The sequence below is a fragment of the Phyllobacterium sp. GQ127 genome (assembly GCF_059758635.1).
Window position 1 is genome coordinate 109,793 of sequence record NZ_JCAXDZ010000009.1, and the last position, 16,495, is coordinate 126,287.

Annotated in this window: 17 protein-coding genes; 13 read left to right on the plus strand and 4 right to left on the minus strand. The window is 56.1% G+C overall.

Annotation, left to right across the window (positions count from 1 at the left end; all coding sequences use genetic code 11):
* Positions 1 to 15 precede the first annotated feature (15 nt).
* Positions 16 to 222: an MbtH family NRPS accessory protein gene (locus AC6CHM_RS22920; RefSeq protein ID WP_498175226.1), complete on the minus strand. Its 207-nt coding sequence runs from the start codon at positions 220 to 222 to the stop codon at positions 16 to 18.
* Positions 223 to 393: 171 nt separating this feature from the next.
* Between AC6CHM_RS22920 and AC6CHM_RS22925 the strand changes: the two genes are divergently transcribed.
* From AC6CHM_RS22925 to fhuB, 6 genes are all read left to right on the plus strand, one after another.
* Entirely contained in the window at positions 394 to 1,416 is a 1,023-nt protein-coding gene (locus AC6CHM_RS22925) for a GNAT family N-acetyltransferase (protein ID WP_498175228.1), read from the plus strand.
* Positions 1,413 to 2,825: an MATE family efflux transporter gene (locus tag AC6CHM_RS22930; RefSeq protein WP_498175230.1), complete on the plus strand. Its 1,413-nt coding sequence runs from the start codon at positions 1,413 to 1,415 to the stop codon at positions 2,823 to 2,825. Before AC6CHM_RS22925 ends, AC6CHM_RS22930 begins: the two co-directional genes overlap by 4 nt.
* Positions 2,822 to 4,006: a PLP-dependent transferase gene (locus AC6CHM_RS22935; RefSeq protein ID WP_498175232.1), complete on the plus strand. Its 1,185-nt coding sequence runs from the start codon at positions 2,822 to 2,824 to the stop codon at positions 4,004 to 4,006. The genes AC6CHM_RS22930 and AC6CHM_RS22935 overlap by 4 nt, the downstream gene beginning before the upstream one ends.
* 152 nt (positions 4,007 to 4,158) lie before the next feature.
* Positions 4,159 to 6,342 carry a TonB-dependent siderophore receptor gene (locus AC6CHM_RS22940; RefSeq protein ID WP_498175234.1) on the plus strand — a complete coding sequence of 728 codons (2,184 nt, stop codon included), beginning with the start codon at positions 4,159 to 4,161 and terminating at the stop codon, positions 6,340 to 6,342.
* A gap of 43 nt (positions 6,343 to 6,385) precedes the next feature.
* Positions 6,386 to 7,246 (plus strand): ABC transporter substrate-binding protein, encoded by an 861-nt coding sequence (locus AC6CHM_RS22945; protein ID WP_498175237.1) that lies wholly within the window; start codon positions 6,386 to 6,388, stop codon positions 7,244 to 7,246.
* Positions 7,243 to 9,237, plus strand: a complete 1,995-nt coding sequence (fhuB, locus tag AC6CHM_RS22950; RefSeq protein ID WP_498175239.1) for a Fe(3+)-hydroxamate ABC transporter permease FhuB — start codon at positions 7,243 to 7,245, stop codon at positions 9,235 to 9,237. Before AC6CHM_RS22945 ends, fhuB begins: the two co-directional genes overlap by 4 nt.
* Here the strand turns inward: fhuB and AC6CHM_RS22955 are convergent.
* The gene (locus AC6CHM_RS22955; RefSeq protein WP_498175241.1) at positions 9,172 to 9,741 is read right to left on the minus strand and encodes a sigma-70 family RNA polymerase sigma factor; all 570 of its coding nucleotides are present in this window, start codon (positions 9,739 to 9,741) and stop codon (positions 9,172 to 9,174) included. The genes fhuB and AC6CHM_RS22955 overlap by 66 nt on opposite strands.
* 321 nt (positions 9,742 to 10,062) lie before the next feature.
* Here AC6CHM_RS22955 and AC6CHM_RS22960 point away from each other — a divergent pair, with 321 nt between their 5' ends.
* Entirely contained in the window at positions 10,063 to 10,524 is a 462-nt protein-coding gene (locus AC6CHM_RS22960) for a GNAT family N-acetyltransferase (RefSeq protein WP_498175243.1), read from the plus strand.
* On the opposite strand, the gene AC6CHM_RS22965 is transcribed toward AC6CHM_RS22960, so the two are convergent.
* On the minus strand, positions 10,477 to 10,854 hold the full coding sequence (locus tag AC6CHM_RS22965; RefSeq protein WP_498175245.1) for a hypothetical protein: 378 nt from the start codon (positions 10,852 to 10,854) through the stop codon (positions 10,477 to 10,479). The genes AC6CHM_RS22960 and AC6CHM_RS22965 overlap by 48 nt on opposite strands.
* A complete protein-coding gene (locus AC6CHM_RS22970) occupies positions 10,851 to 11,108 on the minus strand; it encodes a hypothetical protein (RefSeq protein WP_498175247.1) in 258 nt (85 codons plus the stop codon). The genes AC6CHM_RS22965 and AC6CHM_RS22970 overlap by 4 nt, the downstream gene beginning before the upstream one ends.
* 665 nt (positions 11,109 to 11,773) lie before the next feature.
* Between AC6CHM_RS22970 and AC6CHM_RS22975 the strand changes: the two genes are divergently transcribed.
* From AC6CHM_RS22975 to AC6CHM_RS23000, 6 genes are read left to right on the plus strand one after another with little or no spacing between them, the layout of a single operon-like run.
* Positions 11,774 to 12,196 (plus strand): acetyl-CoA carboxylase biotin carboxyl carrier protein, encoded by a 423-nt coding sequence (locus AC6CHM_RS22975; RefSeq protein ID WP_498175249.1) that lies wholly within the window; start codon positions 11,774 to 11,776, stop codon positions 12,194 to 12,196.
* Positions 12,196 to 13,563: an acetyl-CoA carboxylase biotin carboxylase subunit gene (locus AC6CHM_RS22980; protein WP_498175251.1), complete on the plus strand. Its 1,368-nt coding sequence runs from the start codon at positions 12,196 to 12,198 to the stop codon at positions 13,561 to 13,563. The genes AC6CHM_RS22975 and AC6CHM_RS22980 overlap by 1 nt, the downstream gene beginning before the upstream one ends.
* Positions 13,560 to 13,973, plus strand: coding sequence for an acetyl-CoA carboxylase (locus tag AC6CHM_RS22985; protein WP_498175254.1), 414 nt, complete (start codon positions 13,560 to 13,562; stop codon positions 13,971 to 13,973). Before AC6CHM_RS22980 ends, AC6CHM_RS22985 begins: the two co-directional genes overlap by 4 nt.
* Positions 13,970 to 14,677: a 5-oxoprolinase subunit PxpB gene (gene pxpB / locus AC6CHM_RS22990; RefSeq protein ID WP_498175256.1), complete on the plus strand. Its 708-nt coding sequence runs from the start codon at positions 13,970 to 13,972 to the stop codon at positions 14,675 to 14,677. The genes AC6CHM_RS22985 and pxpB overlap by 4 nt, the downstream gene beginning before the upstream one ends.
* Complete coding sequence (locus AC6CHM_RS22995) at positions 14,674 to 15,669, plus strand: 5-oxoprolinase subunit C family protein (protein ID WP_498175258.1); 996 nt, start codon at positions 14,674 to 14,676, stop codon at positions 15,667 to 15,669. The genes pxpB and AC6CHM_RS22995 overlap by 4 nt, the downstream gene beginning before the upstream one ends.
* Before the next feature lie 16 nt (positions 15,670 to 15,685).
* Positions 15,686 to 16,453 (plus strand): 5-oxoprolinase subunit PxpA, encoded by a 768-nt coding sequence (locus AC6CHM_RS23000; protein ID WP_498175260.1) that lies wholly within the window; start codon positions 15,686 to 15,688, stop codon positions 16,451 to 16,453.
* The last annotated feature ends 42 nt before the right edge of the window (positions 16,454 to 16,495 follow it).

Below are 16,495 nucleotides of genomic sequence, written 5' to 3' on the forward strand. Positions count from 1 at the left end.
ATAGAGGTTGAGTGCTCAGGCCATCGCCTGCCGCAGGCCAAGTGGCCGGGGATCAACCCAGATTTCCTTGATCTTGTGCAGACATTCATCGCGGGTTCCACGGAACGGTTCCCTGTCCCAGCCGACAGGCAGTGTCTTGCCATCGGGCCAGACGGAATAGCGATCTTCCCGGTCGCGAACGATACTCCAGCTCTCTGGCATTATTTTTGCTGCGGACATCATGCAGGCTCCCTGAACAAGACAAACATGATCAAGAGACGAACATGCCTGCATTAGATTTAAGCGAAAAGGGAGAAAAAATTTTCAAACATTGGCCTAAATCAGAAACCGCTCACCGCGTCTCTTTTACAAAACCATTTGAACGATTGTAGCGCTGGTGCTGCGGAGTATGCCATGACTATCATATCCAATTTTGCAAAGGAGGCGCGTGTTGAACCGTTTCCTGCCCGATCTCGGTTCCTGAAAACAGGTATGTTGCTGGCGCCGGAGCAATTGCAGGTTTCAACCGCAAGTGGCACCTACACTCTCTCGGTGACAACCGCACCGGTCGGTTTGAAATTGGGTTTGCCGGATATCGCACCAGAGGACGCTGTCCCGGTTCTCTCCTCCGCTGTCGAATTTCTGTCAACCCAGTCGCGTGAGGCTCGTATCGTTGAGATTGAAAATGTCCCGGAGCTGGAATTTGCGCCTGGTTCATTCGATGGAGATCGCTTGACGGTTGATCCGCGAGCGTTCTGGCAATGGCCAGCACCATGGGTTGCAAAGCCGGCTTATCCAAATCCGCAGGTGCATGTCTTGAGCAACGGACAATATCATCCGAAGCGGCCGCGAAAGCCGTCGGGCATTGTCTATGATCGGTATATTCCATGGCTCGACCAGAGCCTGTCTTTTCGGATCGCCGACCCTGTGGCCGATCTCGAGCATTTCCATCGCTGGATGAACGACGAACAGGTCAATGTGATCTGGGAGGATGGCGGCGACAGGCAGAAGCACGCGGCTATTCTCGAGGAGCGCCTGATTGATCCGCACATGCTCGCGCTGATCGGCTGTTTCGATGGTGTGCCATTCGGTTATTTCGAGGTCTACTGGGCCAAGGAGAACCGCCTCGGGTCCTATTATGACGCGCAGGATTATGATCGTGGCTGGCATGTCGCCATTGGCGAGCCGGCCTATCGAGGCAAACAGTGGATTACTGCCTGGCTGCCATCGCTGATGCATTTCATCTTTCTCGATGATCCGCGCACGCAGCGCATTGTCGGCGAGCCGCGCGCCAGCCATGAGCAACAGATCCGCAATCTCGACCGCTCGGGATTTGCCAAGGTCAAGCACTTTGACTTCCCGCATAAACGGGCATTGCTGGTGATGTTGACGCGGGAGCGTTTCTTTGACGATCGTTTATGGATTCCCGCAGCATGACGGCCAAGCCAAAGCGGGCATATTTTGCACCGGATGATCTGAACGATCCGGCACTGACGCGTCTGATTTTCCGGCTTGGCATGCCTGCGGTAGCAGGCCTGTCGATCAACGCCGTGCATCACACGATCAATATGGTCTTTGTCGGCATGATCGGAAGTCATGAGATCGCGGCGATCACCGTTGTCCTGCCAATCCTGATGATGGTCGGCGCGATTGGCGAGGGGCTCGGCGTTGGTGTCGCCACGGCCGTCGGCCGGGCCCTCGGTGCTGGTGATCCGCAGCGTGCCAGCATCGCGGCGTCAACGCTCGTCATGCTGGCGATACCGCTTGGGCTCGTGCTGACGGTTGCAATTCTCCTCTTCAAGCGTGAGTTGCTTATCCTCTTTGGCGCCAGCGAAGCCATCTTGCCATTGGCCGAACACTATCTTGCGATCGTCGCCTTTTCGGTCACGCTGACCATGCTGCAGATACTTTCGGATTTTATCGCCATTTCAGAGGGCAACACGCGCTTCAGCATGTGGACGCTAATGAGCTGTTTCGCCCTCAACATCGCACTCGATCCGATCATGATCTTCTGGTTCGATTTCGGGCTGGCGGGTGCAGCAATCACAACCATCATCTCGCAGATTGCAGCTCTCGGTGCCTATTTCATCTACTTCCGCAGGCGGATAGGCACCTTGCATGTAGCAGCGCGGTTCATGGCCTTTCGCACTGATGTTCTCAAACCGGTCCTGCTCATCGGATTGCCGGTAACGCTCACAAGCATGTTGAGCAGTATCAGCTTAGCTGTACTCTTCACTTTCGCCGGATTCTATCGCGGGGACGACGGGATTGCCGGGGTGGGCATTGCAATGCGCGTCCTTAACCTCGGCATGCTGCCGATTGTCGGCCTTTCCCTGGGTGGGCAGGCGGTACTGAGTTTCGCTTGGGGCGCCAACAATTCACGGCGCCTGCTCGGGGCGTCTGGAACGCTGCTCGTTCTCACGTCCGCATTTGCTTTTATATACGGTCTTGCTGCCATATTGCTGCGCTATCCTGTCGCCGCGATTTTCACGAATGACGTCGAGATCGCAGATATTGCCGCGCAAACGCTCGTTCTCACGCACATTCCGTTTGTTTTCTTCGGTGCTAGGCAGATCCTGCTGGTACTGCTGCAAGCGCAGGGCCGGGCGCGTCTGGCGGGATTCATCAGCGTTGCGCAGAACGGCTATTTTCTGCTGCCGCTTCTCTTTATCTTGCCAAACCGGTTTGAATTCGACGGCGTCCTGGCCAGCCTTTTTCTTGCGCCGGCTCTAACTGCGCTCATGTCCGTGGGCATCCTCGTCACGATCCTTTGTCAGCTCCGTGACCAATCGTCATCCAATCCGATCACCAGTTTCAACAGCACCGTGTCTGAGAGGGTCTCATGAACAAAGCCATGCCACCGCAAGATTTCAATCCCGGAATGCCGGACGATCTATTCACGCCGGTCGATACAGCAGCTTTCAACGCGGTGTCACCGCCGATATTCCAGACTTCCCTGTTTACCTATGACACCTATGAAGCCATGGAAGATGTCTTTGCCGGCCGGTCCCGCAACTATATCTATTCGCGCGGCGATAATCCTACGGTACGGGAGTTCGAACTGCTGACCGCCCGGCTGGAAGGTGCCGAGGACGGGCGGGGTTTCTCGAGTGGTACGGCAGCTATTACAGCTACGATCCTAAGCCTTGTCGAAACTGGCGATCGGGTCGTCGCGGTGCAACATCTCTACAACGATATTTACCGGCTGTTCGTCAAACTTCTTGCCCGTTTTGGTGTCACAGTGGACTTCGTCGATCCGTCCAACCATGACGAAGTACGTGCTGCGCTGCCGGGCGCGAAGCTGCTCTATCTGGAAAACCCGACATCAATGGTTTTCGAACTGCAGGACATTGAAGCTCTGACAGCCTTGGCGAAGGAATATGGAGTGACGACCGTCATCGACAACTCCTGGGCGACGCCACTGTTCCAGAAACCCATTCAGCATGGCGTCGATATTGTCATCCATGCAGCATCAAAATATCTTGGCGGACACAGCGATACCGTTGCTGGCGTCGTCGTCGGTTCGCGTGATCTGATTGCCAGGATCAACAGCTCGACCTACCCCTATGTCGGCGCAAAGCTCTCACCCTTCGAAGCCTGGCTGCTCCTGCGCGGTATGCGGACATTGAAGGTGCGGCTGAAGGAACATATGCATAACGGGCTCGTGCTCGCCAAGCATCTTCAACAGCATCCTGACATTGCGCTTGTCCGTCATCCAGCTTTATCTGATCATCCGGGCAAGAAAACGCTGACCGGTTTTTCCGGTCTGTTTGCATTCGACCTCAATCCGGACATCGACGTTGCGCGGTTCGTCAATGCCCTGCGCCATATCAGGCTCGGCGTCAGCTGGGGCGGACCGGAGACGCTTGTGGTTCCAGCCAAGGCTGCCTTACAAATTCCTGACCGCATGACATCCTTTGTGCGCTTTGGTGTCAATCCTCAGACCATCCGTTTTGCAGTGGGACTAGAGGAACCGGAAGGGATTTGGAGCGATATCCAGCAGGCACTGCATAACGCGCGGCTATAGCTTTTAGGCCCCGCTGCAAAGGATTTGCGGAACGCTGGAAAAAACGCTGGCATTTTCCTCATCGCACCTTGACTTTTATAATATGATGAATGTAGTCAACTTTAAATATGACTTTAAAACTCATGTAAAATTATCAGCAGGATCCAAGTATTATGAGGGGTACGGTTGTGCAGGGATACGGGGCGACAGTATGGAATGGGAACGGTTCAATAGGATATAAGCACCGTACATATTGGCTGTTGACAACATCGATTGCCGGATTGATGGCGGTCAATGCTGCGTTTGCCCAGGATGCGTCCAGTATTCAGCTGGACACCATCGTGATTGATGGCGATGTGAGTCCTGTCGGGCCCGACCAGGGTTATATCGCCAGGAACACCTCTACCGGCACGAAAACCAATACACCCTTGCGCGAAATTCCACAGTCCGTGTCTGTAATCACGCGTGAGCAGATGGACGACCGGATGTCGGGCACTGTTGAGGATACGATTGCCTATACAGCCGGTGTGACCGCATCGCCCTGGGGGGTGGATGATCGCTTTGACCAGTTTTTGATCCGGGGATTTGATATCGGGCCCTATGCAGTTTTTCGCGATGGGCTGCCGCAAAAAGCCCTCGATTTTTCCGGGTTCAAGGCCGAACCCTATGGGCTTGAACGGGTTGAAGTCCTCAAGGGACCGGCGTCGGTTCTCTACGGCCAGAATGAGCCGGGCGGTCTCGTCAATCTCGTGACAAAACGGCCAACGGACGATCCGCTTTACAGCGCCTATGCCGGATATGGATCGTTCAACACCTATGAGGTTGGCATCGATGCGGGAGGTCCGCTCGACAAGGAAGGCATATGGACCTATCGGCTGACCGGAATGTTCCGCGACGGAGAAAAAGAGAAGGATTTTTCCAAAAACAACCGTGTTTTCATTGCGCCTGCCATTACCTGGTCCCCGAGTGCGAATACATCCCTGACGATTCTCGCCAATTATCAATGGGATGAACTTACCCCCAATACCTTCGTGCCGATAGCCGATCCGACTCGGCCTGATCTGAAACGATTTTCGCGCAGCTTCACTGCCTCCGACCCGAATTTTGACCGATTCGATGCCAACCATGGTTCGATTGGCTATGACTTCGAACACAGCTTCAACGAAGCATGGACAATCCGGCAGAAGCTTCGTTATTCGCAACAGGATACCGACTACAGGCATCTTTATTATTCTACCATGAGCAACGAACATACTATGAACCGGACGGCGTTCACCGTCGATGAGACAGCCACGATCTTCAGCGTCGATAACAACGTCCAGTATGATTACGAAGGTTCCCGCATAAAGAACACTTTGCTGCTGGGCCTGGACTATACCCGTCAGACCGTCGATGGGCGCAACGGGTTTGCCAGCGGACCTGGTCTTGATATCAACAATCCAGTCTATGGTATCGATGTTCCTGCACCGCCTGTTTATCTTGACCGCAAGCAAGCGATCGATCAGTTTGGATTATACGCTCAAACCCAGACGAAGCTCGACGATCAATGGTTGCTGACACTTGGTGGCCGCCAGTCATGGGTGGAGAACAAAACCAAAGACCATCTGAGCGAAACCGTCACCGAACAATCCGATAATGCCTTTTCCGGCAAAATTGGACTTGGATATCTGTTCGATAATGGCCTGACACCCTATGTCAGCTATTCCGAATCCTTCGTACCGGTCCTTGGTAAAGGCCGCAGTCAGCAATCATTCAAACCCTCGGAAGGCAAGCAGTATGAAGCAGGCGTGAAATATGAACCGGACTTTTTCCCGGGATCGGTGACAGCATCAATCTTCGAAATCACCAAGACCAATGTTCTCACACCGGACGGTGCGATCTATCAGGTGCAGACGGGAGAAGTGCGCCATCGCGGATTCGAGGTGGAGGCCACAGCGGATCTGTTCCATGGCATCAGTCTGACCGGCAGCTATACTTATGTTAATGCCGAGATAACGTCGAGCAATATTGGAGGTGAGGTTGGCAAACGGCCAGCGATCGTACCGGAACATCAAGCAGCTCTCTGGGCCAAGTACAGCTTTGAATCCGGCATGTTCGAGGGGCTGAATATCGGCTCCGGTGTGCGCTATGTCGGCAGCTCCTACGGCGACAATGCCAACCGTATCAAGGTTGCGGACTACACTCTTGTCGATGCGGCGATCAGCTATGAAAAAAACGGCTGGAAGGGGTCGCTCAAAGCCAGCAACATATTTGACAAGGACTATTATTCGACCTGCAGCAACGACGGCGGCGGCAGCCCGATGTGCATCTATGGAGAGGGCCGCGTTATCAAGGCAACGCTCTCAGCAAAGTTTTGAATAGCTGCTCGCTGACCCGATCATTTTTTTGCAAGCTGAGCCCATGACTGTCATCCGAAGACGTGATTTTTTAGCTGGATCAGCATCGCTTGTTTCCTGGTTTATGCCAGGACAGGGCAGGGCATCTGCTCCAAGGGTCGTATCGCTGGACTATGGTCTGGCACAGACCCTCATCGAGCTTGGCGTTCCTCCGGTCGGCCTGATCGATACGCCAGGATGGGCGGATTGGACCGTAGAACCGCCACTGCCGGCAAGCACCGCAAACATCGGATCAGCCCATGAAGTTAGTATGGAGCTGTTGCAACTGCTGAAACCGGATTTGATCGTCTCAACCCCTTATCTCGCGTGGGTCAGGCCCCAACTGGAACAAATCGCCCCGGTCAAATCATTTCCGATCCATGCGCTCGGTTCTTCTCCCTATCCGCACATTGTCGATGCAACACTGGAACTGGGCCGCATACTTGACCGCCAAGGGCAAGCCGAAGCGCTGATAGAGCGTACGGAGAACCAACTGCGCACCGCGAAAGCTGCAACACGGCATTTGGGCAGACTGGCGATCGTCACTTTCATAGATGCACGGAATGTCCGCATTTATGGGCCGGGCGGTATTTTTCAGGATGTGTTCGACCGCCTTGATTTGCGAAACGGCTGGACAGAACGGACCAACGAATGGGGCTTTAACGACGTCGGGATGGCCGATCTTGCCAGTATCGGCGACAGCCGGCTTTTTTACATGGATCCGGTTCCTCCGGATGTGCTCGCAACCCTGGACGGCAGTCCGCTCTGGCAGAGCATGCCTTTTGTGAAAAAACAGCGTACTCAACGCATGGCGAGCGTCCTTATGTTCGGCACGCTGCCCGCAATCACACGTTTTGCCAGACTCCTCACCGAAACCCGCACATGACAAAACAGTTCTCCAATTCTTGGTTCTGGCTCGGTGCATTGTGGTGTGTTGCACTTGGCGCAACCGTGTTCAATCTCGGGCCGCTGATCAGGGATATCGGCTTCAATGCCGTGTTCTCGTCCCCCTTGCCGGGTGACAATCAGGCAGTGCTCATATATTACGGCCTGCTCCCACGGTTGGCCATATCGGGAATCTGCGGCTTTGCATTGGGATTGTCGGGTATGCTGTTTCAGCATGTTCTTCGCAACCCGCTCGCGTCTCCCTCAACCCTGGGTGTGGAGGCAGGTGCGCAGCTTGCGCTCGGTATTGTGATGCTATGGTTCCCGGCAATTCTCGGCTGGAGCCGTGACACGGCAGCAGCGTTCGGCGGGTTTTCTGTCACGGCCATCGTCTTTGCGGTCGCCTGGCGATTCAAATTCCAGCCCGTTGTGGTGATCCTGATCGGATTGGTTCTGGGTTTGTATTGCACGGCTATCGTAACCCTGTTCACGCTAACCAAAAATCATTACCTCTCAGGCCTATTCATCTGGGGTGGAGGGGCATTAAATCAGAATGACTGGCGCCCAGTTGCAGGACTTCTCCCCAAAGTACTCGGCTGCTCCATGTTGGCATTGCTCCTCATACGTCAGTTAAATGTACTGACATTGGGTGACGCAGCGCAAAATCTTGGCATTAAGCTGCAGTCAGTCCGTGCCGTGGCATTGTTCGCCGCGATTCTCCTGACTACCTTCACTGTCAGCGCGGTTGGCATCATCGGGTTCCTCGGCCTTGCGGCCCCCGCAGTCGCACGCGCTATGGGTGCCCGGCGGATCAAGACCCAGCTCGTTTTGGCGCCCCTTGTTGGAGCGGCATTGCTGGTTGTCATCGACCAATTGCTGCAAATTTATGCCGCAAAATCGGGCAATTCTCTGCCGACCGGTGCGATTACGGCTCTGATTGGCGTGCCGGTGTTGCTGATTGCAATGATGAGACGCGGTAGCACCTTGCAGGCTCCCGTTGAAGACCCGGCAATTATTGTTGCAGGTCGGCGACCCGTACGGCTGATCGCATCGCTCGCAATTCTACTAGTGACGATCGCGTTAGTCGCAGTTTTCGTCGGGCGGGATGTGGATGGATCCTGGGCAACTCAAACTGGTGCGACACTCAATTCGCTGCTGCCGTGGCGCTTGCCGCGGCTTGTAGCGGCAAGTTCCGCGGGTATCATGCTGGCACTGGCGGGAAGCTTGCTGCAGCGTCTGACGGGCAACTCCATGGCAAGCCCGGAGGTTTTGGGGGTGAGCGCCGGTACGGCCTTTGGATTGCTTTGTGTGTTGTTCGCAGTCGCTGAACCGTCCTTTGGCGACAGGCTGGTCGGCGGTTTTTCCGGTGCGGTGGCGGTGCTCGTCCTCCTCTTTATCATCGGACGCAAGGCGCAGTCCGGCAATCAGTTTCTTATTCTTGGCGTGTCTCTGGGTGCGTTTCTGACGGCATTGATTTCCGCGGTACTTGCATCCGGCGATCCGCGAGCACTGTCGCTCATCAGCTGGATGGCAGGCTCAACATATGGAATTGACAGTTCTGCAGCCTCGATAGCATTGGGTTTCTCTGCCGTCGGCGTCATTGTATCCGCATTGATCGTTCGTCCGCTACAGCAGCTGTCGCTCGGTGATGTATCAGCCCGCTCACGTGGCGTTGACATTGCCAGGTTCCGGCCGGCAATCCTTGGTTTTTCTGCTTTGCTGACAGCCGTCGCCACTTTAATAGTAGGGCCTTTAAGCTTTGTGGGTTTGATGGCACCGCATCTTGCGCAGCGTTTCGGGCTCGCCCGCGGATGGCACCATTTGATCGGCTCGGCGCTCTTCGGGGCGTTGTTGATGGCGACTGCCGACTTTATCGGGCGGACAATCTATTTCCCGTGGCAATTGCCGACGGGCCTTGTCGCGACTTTACTCGGCGGTCCGGTTTTTGCGGTACTGCTTGTTCATGGACGGCGTCACGCCGTCCGCCATTGAGATTTGCTGGCAGGTTCGGTGTGCATCCTTGATCATGAAATTGACCAGCGTCCTCGATACGCCCAGTTCCTCGGCAATGTCCTTTTGCGAAACACCATCAATACGATGGCGTACAAAGGCGTCCCGCGTACGTTTTGGCAAATTTTCCAGTGCGTAGAGCACTTCATCCAGAGCCTCTGCGGACAGCATGCAATCAAGCGCGCTGACGCCTCGTGCGGGAACAGAATCTATTCCTCCTGCCGGTATCGTATGGAGCTTTTCATGAGATTGTTTACGGGCAGCATCAAGGGCGAGATTGTAGACCATACGGCAGGCATATCCGACCGGACAATGAATACAGCTGGATTGCACACTGCATGCCTTGACGACGGCATCGTGAAATATATCTTCTGACTGTGCATGGGAGCGCAGGACTCTCTCTGCAATTTTTACAAGTTTCGGCTTGGACTGAATGAGCGTTCTGACAAGAACGTTGCCATCGTGGGGGTTTTGTCCTGTTTCCATTTTAAGTATACTGTTGCCTTCTTCTCCAGGGTGGGAACAAAGTTAGCGACTCTCGCTTAATTTAATTCAAGATTGCAAGTAATTCCAATCATACCCTATCTACCGATATTTATATTTTAACATGATAAAACGAGTCAAGTTATTAGAAATGATTCATCACTGGCTGATCCGAGAAGCGGATTGGCAATGCAGGTTGCAGCGACAAGCATTAGAAGTTCGCTCGATAAATTTCCGGAGTTGTCTTCGTCTATATACCTGAAGAGCCCGCCGCCCAATTCCAGCCGGTGTCTGTCAGTTCAGCGTCATGAGGGGAAAGATGAAATGATATATGAAGTTCAACTTGCCGGGGACAAGACCCGTCTATGCAGAGAAATCATGAACGAGCTGCCAGAATGGTTCGAAGCCGCGGAAGGGATAATTGCCTGTTCGGAGGCGGTCAAAGTCATGCCTATGTTCGCAGCATCCGTTAATGGGCAAATGGCAGCTTTCGTTGCACTTAAGAGCCATCCTCCTGTAGCCATGGAGATTTTTGTAATTGCTGTGCGCAGGAAGTTTCATGGCCAGGGAACGGGGCGCGCATTGTTGCAAGCTGCTGAAGCCTATGCTTTGCGCAAGAAATGCCGCCTTCTTACTGTTAAAACACTTGCCGCGCGAGATCGGGACGAACCTCACTTCGACGGGACTCGTGCATTTTATCGGAGCAATGATTTCTTGCCCGCCGAGACATTCCAGACGCTATGGGCCGAAGGCCATCCCTGCCTCTTTCTGGTCAAGCCCTTGTAAGAAGTGTTCACATTTCAGACTGCTTGCTTGTCTCCGATAATCGATCTCGGTTTTTTCGCGATCCGAGGTCAACTGCAAAGCGAAATCCTCAGAGGTCACGATGACTAGGCGATGCGTAATCGCGATGATCGTCTCAGAACCGGCGATCTTGCGCAAATCGGAAACGATCTGTTGTTCCGTCAACTCATCCAGCCGGTCGCCCGGATTAACGCGTTTTTCGAGCACGATACAGCCCGCACCGATGACAACATCCCCGCAGACCGTCGCGTCCTGCGCGACCCAGGCATCCGGATCGATCGAGGGTGATTGTTCTTCGTATGAAATAATCAAGGTTTATTCTCTCCTGCCTCGATTTCGGTTGCTCGACGGCCAATCGGACAAATATTGGCACCACAAAGATCATGTTCGCAAAGCCGACACGTCGTTCTTGCGAAGGCGCGCGATGTCGTTGCAGCGGCCAGCACTACATCAAGCAGGGACACGAAGAGCTGCTGCTCGTCCGGTTGCAACGCACCCAGCAATCCATCGAGAACGGCAAGTCGGCGCGCCTGCAATGCTTTCGCCGCGAGGTGGCCGGCTTCCATCAATCAACCGCACTGCGGTCGGCTGGCTGACGCCAACGACTATGGCGAGTTCGCTTGTCGTCAGTCCCGGCTTGAAATGGAGCATCGACAGGACGGCCGCGGCACCGGGTGAAAAATCACCTAATGCCCCCTCGATCTGGTCGCGTATCAGAGTGCCGAATGCACCAATAGCCTGCGGTCTAACTCCCGCCGTCGCTGCTCGTGGCGTGCCGGAATGCGCACGTGAACTGCTGACGCTATCCTCTTTGTAGCCGGTGTTTAGCCACCACGTTTTGTTGGACTTCCTGATCTGTCATGAAAGGCATGAATGGATAGACGGAGTTTCTCCATGGAGCCTCGCATGGAGTTTCTCAAATCTGGTTAGAGTAGGCGCGAGGATCATCGCCACTGGCGATTGGGCAAGCCTTAAGGAATGACCACCACTGGTAAGTCTCGCGGAGCAACGATGGATAAGCTTTCCTCCAAAAAAATCTAATGAGCAGACCGGCGCTGCAAGTTCGTTGACGTTCAAGAGCATTGGGCTGGTCCTCCCACACGATTGTCCGGTCCATTCAAACTTCGTCTGACCCCATCAACCCACGGCCTATGTTACCACGTCGATGTGTGATGGCGGATCGCGCGAGCTACCTGATATCGCTCGCGCAAATACATATATGGACCGGCGAATGGACCTTTCGAAGATAGAAACATTGATAGCTTTTGTCGGAAGGTCCAATATCACCGAGCTGACCGTCAGAGAGAAGGGCACTACCGTCCGGATATTCCGCGATAGACGCCAGGAAGCTCCTCTGCTCGCGTGCGAGAATGTAAGCCTGCCCGGTGAGTCGCTTCATCTAGCTGATCTATCTGACTCGGGCTTTATTGTGGCCGCTCCAATCTTCGGCCTGTTGCATGTGGCCCCGGCTCCTGGTGATCCGCCGTTTGTTGCTGTCGGTGATGACGTCGTCGAGGGCCAGACGCTCTTTATCATCGAGGCGATGAAGGCATTCAACAGGATTGCTGCACCGCGCTCCGGAAGGATCACGCGCCTAACGCACGTCAATAGCGCTGAAGTCGAGTCTGGTGACATGTTGGCGGAGATCTCGTGATGCAGTTATCACAACGTTTCGACAAGGTTCTGATCGCCAATCGCGGCGAAGTCGCATCGCGCGTCATCCGCGCCTGCCGCGGGATGGGGCTCAGGACGGTCGTCATTTGTTCCGAGGCCGATCGTGATTCCGCTTATGCCGGACATGCGGACCAGTCGCTCTGCATCGGTCCGGCTGCAGCATCGAAAAGCTATCTGAATCAGAACGCAATCCTGCTCGCAGCCCGTCTGTCTGGAGCTGGTGCAGTTCACCCCGGCTACGGGTTTCTGTCAGAGAACGCGCGGTTTTCGGCTGCGGTTGAAGAGGCGGGTCTGACGTTCATCGGCCCAGACGCCAGTGCCATCGCGACGATGGGTGACAAGATCGCGGCCAAGAGCGCCATGATTGCCGCTGGCGTTCCTTGTGTACCGGGGCCAGACGGGGAGCTGCCGGCAGATCCGGAGGCTATCCGGACGACTGCGGCGGAGATCGGTTATCCTGTTATCGTCAAGGCTGCCGGCGGTGGCGGCGGGCGTGGCATGCGCGTCGTGCTGGATGAGGCCGAACTGCTGGAAGCGGTGGCGCTGACGCGCGAAGAAGCGCGCAAAGCTTTCGGAACGCCGGCCCTGTACATGGAGAAATTCCTCCAGCACCCGCGTCATATCGAAATTCAGGTTTTGTGCGACAGCCAGGGTCATGGCGTTTGGCTCGGCCATCGTGATTGCTCCATGCAGCGACGCCACCAGAAAGTCATCGAGGAAGCACCGGCGCCCCGCATTTCCGATGCATTGATTGCCCCTGTCGGAGCCGCCTGTGTCGAGGCTTGCCTGCGGACCGGTTATCGCGGCGTCGGCACGTTCGAGTTCCTTTATGAAGAAGGTGCCTTCTATTTCATCGAGATGAACACCCGCCTTCAGGTCGAACACCCGGTGACCGAGGAAACCAGTGGCGTCGATATCGTCCAGCAGCAGCTGCGTGTTGCGCAAGGCGAGCCGTTGACGATGAGCCAGCCTGATGTGACCTGCAAGGGTCATGCTATCGAATGCCGCATCAATGCCGAGGACCCGGTGACATTCATGCCGTCTGCCGGCGTCATCACGGCGCTTGAATTGCCGCAAGGCGAGGGCGTTCGTGTCGATACTCATGTAGAGGCCGGCTACAAGGTTTCTCCTTATTACGACTCGCTGATTGCCAAGCTGATTGTACATGGCTGCGACCGAGCCGACGCCATGCAGCGGACACGGTGGGCCCTGGCGTCCTTCAAGCTGGAAGGCATCGCCAGCAATCTTCCGCTGCTTCGCGACCTGTTCGAGGACGCGGAATTCGAGCGTGGCGAAACCGACATTCACTATCTGGAAAAATGGCTGAAAATGCGGGGGAGTGCATGAGCAAGCTGGATTTGAGCGATCCCGCCATCATTGAACGGCTGACTGCGGCCCTTGAAGCCGCCGGTGTCGAGGGTATTGAAATGACCCGTCCGGATCAGAGCCTGCTGATCCGTTTGTCGGGTTCGGCCATTATCTCGGGGCATCAGGTTCAATTCCGCAGAACAGAAGTTGCAGATGCCCCGGTGACCGTCAAGGCGCCGATGGCCGGTAAATTCTGGCCGTCGGATTTCTCCCGCACAGGTACGCCCGGTGCACCGGTTGCGAGGAACGAGATCGGTTTCCTGCAGGTTGGCCCGATCCTGTTGCCCGTAACGGCAGGCCCATCGAAGCGCCTGCGCCATCATCTCGTTCAACCGGGAACGATCGTCGGTTTCGGCGATCCGATAGCAGAAGTCGAGGCGCAGGAATGAGTGCTTCGCTTGTCAAAATCACCCCGCCTGCGGAAACGCCAGCGCTGGATCGCAACGGCGCGCGCGTTTCACCGATCGGCTCCCGCGCCTTCCTTCTCGAAGCGACGGGCGAATTCGATCTGGCTGCGCAACGCCGCATCTGGGCCTTGTCGAAGGCGGTCGAACTGTGGAGCGAGACTGCCGAAATCGTGCCGGGCATGACCAATCTTCTCGTCGTGCTTGTGGCAACGCCGGGGGATCCCGAGGCGCTGGCCGTTCGTCTGCTCGAGGCCTGGGAGCATGCGGAAAGCATCGATCTTGCCGGCAGGACGATCGAGATCGCTGTTACCTATGGCGGTGAACACGCCACCGACCTTGCGGCACTCTGCGATCGTTCCGGCTTGCCGGATCGTGAGGTCGTGCGTATCCATTACGAGGGCAGCTATCGGGTTTTCGCACTAGGCAGCGCACCAGGCTTTGCTTACCTGCATGGGCTTGATCCGCGCATCTACATGCCGCGCAAGACTGTGCCTTCGCTCAACATGGCACGGGGCTGTGTGACCATTGGCGGCATGCAGACCGGCGTCGCCGTACTGACTGGCCCCAACGGCTGGAATTCGATCGGCTTTGCCGAATTGCAGATGTTCGACCCCATGTCGGCCACACCGGCGGTCATGGCACCGGGCGATACGGTGCGCTTCGTGCCTGCGAGCATAGAACTATGATAGAGATTGTTCAAACAGGACCGTTCAACACGGTACAGGACCTTGGTCGTCAAGGCTTCCGCAATGTCGGTGTGACGACCAGCGGCGCGATGGATCCGCTGGCGATGAAAGTGGGCAACAGCCTGCTCGGCAACGATACCGGTTGTGCCGTCATCGAGGTGCAGACCTACCCGTTCAAACTGCGTTTTTCGGAAAGAACGGCTTTTGTGGTGACCGGTGCGGATTGTGCAGCCGCGCTGGACGGGCGCACACTTCGACCGTGGTGTGCCCTTTCCGTCGAGGCGGGGCAGGTTCTGGAACTGGGCCAACCCCGGTTTGGAACACGCGCCTATATCTGCTTTGCCGGCGGAATCGATGTCGCTGTGGTGATGGGCTCGCGAAGCACATCGCTCAGAGGTGCATTTGGAGGCAATGACGGACGTTCGTTGGCTGCCGGCGACAGGTTGGATTTTGGTGAGGCTGACGCAACGCCGGAGCTGCCGGGTTCTGGTCTTGCCGTTGTCGATCCGGTCCATGCTTTGTCACATGTTTTTCCAGAGCATGAAGACGGAGTGCTGCAGGTGCGGGCCATTGCCGCCGGCGAGCACGAACTATTCGGAGGCGATGCCGAACGGTTCTGGTCGCAGATCTGGAAAATTTCCCCGCAAAGTGACCGCACCGGTTATCGCCTGAGCGGCGAACCGATCCGGTTGACGAAACCGGTGGAAATGCGCTCGCATGGCATTGTGTCCGGAGTGGTGCAGGTGCCGCCGGGCGGCGAGCCGATTATCCAGATGGCCGATGCCAATACCGCCGGCGGATATCCGAAAATCGCCGGTGTCATCGAAGCCGATCTGTGGCGGCTCGGCCAGGCCCGCATCGGCAGCAGGCTGCGCTTCGTCCGCGCGACGCACCAACAGGCCGCTGACATCGAGAAGGCCGTAGCCAGCTTTATCGATGATGTTGGCAGGACGGCACAGATGGTCCGGGACGCGCTTGGCGTTATAGGCTGAGACGAAGGAGGAATGAATGAAGATCGATCTGAATTCCGACATGGGCGAGGGTTTCGGGCCCTACAGCTTGTGCGACGATGAAGCGATGATGAAGGTGGTCTCCTCGGCCAATATCGCCTGCGGTTTCCATGGCGGCGATCCCGAGACGATGGCGCGTATGGTGCGGCTGGCCAAGGCAAACGGCGTCGGTATCGGTGCCCATCCCGGCCTGCCGGATCGCGCCGGTTTCGGCCGCCGCGAAATTCCCTATTCCGCCGACGAATTGCGTCAGCAGATGCTCTACCAACTTGGCGCTTTGAAGGCTATTTCGGCCAGCGAAGGCCAGCGCGTCGCTCATTTCAGTTTTCATGCGGCTATGGGCAACATGGTCAACCGCGACCCGAAGCTGGCAGATATGATGATGAATGCGATCTGCACTGTCGATCCACAGCTTATCATCTTCGCCACGCCGGGCAGCGAGATCGAAGCCGCCGCCAAGCGCGTCTCGCTTAAGACATTACTTTTGTTTCTCGCCGACCGGACTTATGATGCACAAGGCCGTCTGGTCGCCCGGGGACATCCGGGTGCGCTGGTGAAGGACGAGGACGCCGTGCGCGCCCGCGTTCGGCAGTTCCTGGTCGACCGAACCGTCGAGGCCATCGACGGGACGACCATAGCCATGCCGGCCAGGTCGATCCTCGTTCACAGTGATACGCCAGGTTCTCTTGAGCTGGCGCGGATCGTCCGCAGCGAGATCGAAGCCGCCGGTGGCGCGCTTGCGCCTGCATCGGATGTCGTCGGCTAACGCCGTCGGCTGGTTTCTTTTTCACCAAGATTGCAAACTGGA